Source organism: Chamaesiphon sp. VAR_48_metabat_403 (assembly GCF_031422475.1).
GTDB lineage: Bacteria > Cyanobacteriota > Cyanobacteriia > Cyanobacteriales > Chamaesiphonaceae > Chamaesiphon.
Map to the genome: position 1 here is coordinate 1 of NZ_JANPLS010000372.1, position 2,716 is coordinate 2,716.

The window sequence follows — 2,716 nt, forward strand, 5'->3', positions numbered from 1 at the left end:
CCCACCCGCCCGCTCCCAATGACCTCCACACATCCTAAAATCCACGACTTCTTCGCCAATCTCTTGCCTTTTGCTCAATTATCAAAGGCAGAATTGGCAGATTTAGCCGACAAATCGGAGTTTACCCGCTATCGGATGGGACAGACAGTGCTGATGCGGGAGCAGATGCCAGGAGAGATTATTATTGTCTTTTCAGGTCAGATTAGGTTACTTGCTTATCATCCGCAACACCAGACACCGACGACGCTGCAACTGTTGGAAAAGGGCGAAATATTAGGCTGGGCGGGAATCGTGCGAAATCGACCGTGCGAGACAGCCATCGCCTCGACTGAAGCGGTGTGTATTAATATCCCGGTCGATTATTTTCAGGCGTTAATCGATCGCACGCCGCAATTAGAGGCATTATTTTACTATGGTACGCCGACGAACGAAGTTTACGATCTGGTCGCTCAACAGCTCCAAGATCGTCCAGATAGCGATTTGCTGTTGCGATCGTTTGGAGCTAAAGATCTGCGCGAATTCGCGCTCAAACTCGCCCCACAAACTAATATTCTCAATCTCGCGCCTGGTAAATTACGAGTTTCAGAACTAGATCCAGATCGCAGTTGGTTGGTGAGCAGCGGCGAAATTAGCGGTCATCCGGTGGGGAGTTGTATCGATCCTTTAGATTATCCCGCTAATTCGGTGTTAACAATTAGCAAGCCACAGATCGCGCGCTTGGTGGGCGTACCGCAGCTAGCCGTTTTAGATGGCATGACGGGCGATCTGAGTACGGGTTTTTCAACTGGGGTGAGTGACTTTTCGCCGACTGGACTGGGGATTCCCTACGCGCCAGATCGACCCGTAGGGGGCGAAGAAATCGACAACGATTCCCCCACTGGCAAGCGAGTCAGGTACCCGATCTTTAAGGGCAGAGGCGCGTTAGATGGAACGACAGCTTGCTTAAAGATGCTGTGCAAATATCTTAAAGTTCCGTTTCGCCCGGATGTGGTTAGTCGATTATTAAAAAATCAGATTGGTAGTAGTGGTAGCGTACCACTGCAACTGTGCGGTGCGATCGCCGAAATGCTCGGTATCAATTCCCAGATGGTGAAAATTCCTGCCACCGCTGTCGGGAAACTTCAGACTCCGATCTTGATTCCGTGGCAAGATAGTTTTGCGATCGTTTATCAGATTACACCCAAAGAGCTGACTTTGGGCATTCCTGAATCGGGGCTGCGGCGGTTAAAACATACCACCTTTGCCGAATTATGGGGCGATGTCGGCGAGGTATTATTACTCCAACGCAGCAAGGATACTCCGGTAGAAAAATTTGGGATTAAGTGGTTTATTCCGGCTATCCAGAAACATAAGGGCGTATTAATCGAAGTTTTAATCGCGTCGCTATTCGTGCAAGTATTTGGGCTGGCTAACCCGCTGCTGACGCAGTTAATTATCGATAAAGTTATTAATGGCAATAGCATCACCAGCCTGAATACCTTTGGTACCTTATTAATCGTACTGGCGATCGTCGAAGGCATTTTAACCACCCTGCGGACTAATCTATTTGTCGATACCACCAACCGGATCGATCTTAGCCTGGGCGCGGAAATTATCGACCATTTATTTAGACTACCGCTCAAATATTTTGAAAAACGTCCCGTCGGCGAATTAGCCACCCGGATTAACGAACTTGAAAACATCCGTCAATTCCTGACAGGTACCGCTTTAACCGTCGTTCTCGATGCCATCTTTTCGGTAGTATATATCGGCGTAATGCTGGCTTATAGTTGGCTGCTGACAATTATTGCTTTAGCCACACTCCCCGCATTTATTTTACTCACTTGGATTGTCTCACCGATCGTGCGCGGACAACTGCGGACTAAAGCCGAGCGCAACGCTGAATCGCAATCTTATCTAGTCGAAGTCATCGGTGGCATTCAAACCATTAAAGCTCAGAATATCGAACTGCGATCGCGTTGGCAATGGCAAGCTAAATACGCCCGCTATGTCAGTGCGGGATTTAAAACCGCCCTCACATCGAACACCGCAGGTTCGATTAGTAGCTTCCTCAACAAATTTTCTGGATTGCTCCTACTCTGGGTGGGTACCTATTTAGTCTTAGCCAAACAACTCACCCTCGGCGAATTAATTGCCTTCCGCATTATTGCTGGTTATACCACTCAACCATTGCTGCGCCTGGTGCAATTGTGGCAAAATTTCCAAGAAACCGCCCTCTCACTCGAACGCTTGAGCGATATTCTCGATACGCCCCAAGAAGTCGATGCCGATAACATCAACAATATCACCATGCCCCCAATTCAGGGTCATGTCAAAATCGAAAATCTCACTTTTAGTTTTCCCGGTAGTAGCGTTAATCAGTTAAATAATCTCAGTGCAGAATTTCAAGCCGGACAATTTGTCGGCATTGTGGGTTTGAGCGGTTCGGGTAAAAGTACCCTGATGAAATTAATGCCCCGTTTGTATCAAATTAACTCTGGGCGAATTGTCATCGACAAGTATGATATTACCAAAACAGAGCTGTACTCCTACCGTCAACAAATCGGCATGGTACTACAAGATACCCTCCTATTTAGCGGTACCGTTCAAGAAAATATTGCCCTCACCAACCCCGATGCGACCTCTGAAGATGTAATTGCCGCAGCTAAAGTAGCCGCCGCACACGATTTTATTATGGAGTTACCAGATGGCTACAACACCAAAGTCGGCGAACGTG

General features: G+C 47.8%; 1 protein-coding gene. It reads left to right on the forward strand.

Features of this window, described 5'->3' with window-relative positions; all coding sequences use genetic code 11:
- Nucleotides 1-18 precede the first annotated feature (18 nt).
- Nucleotides 19-2,716 (forward strand): peptidase domain-containing ABC transporter (locus RMO79_RS17855; RefSeq protein ID WP_310484594.1); only part of this gene is annotated, 2,698 nt, incomplete at its 3' end.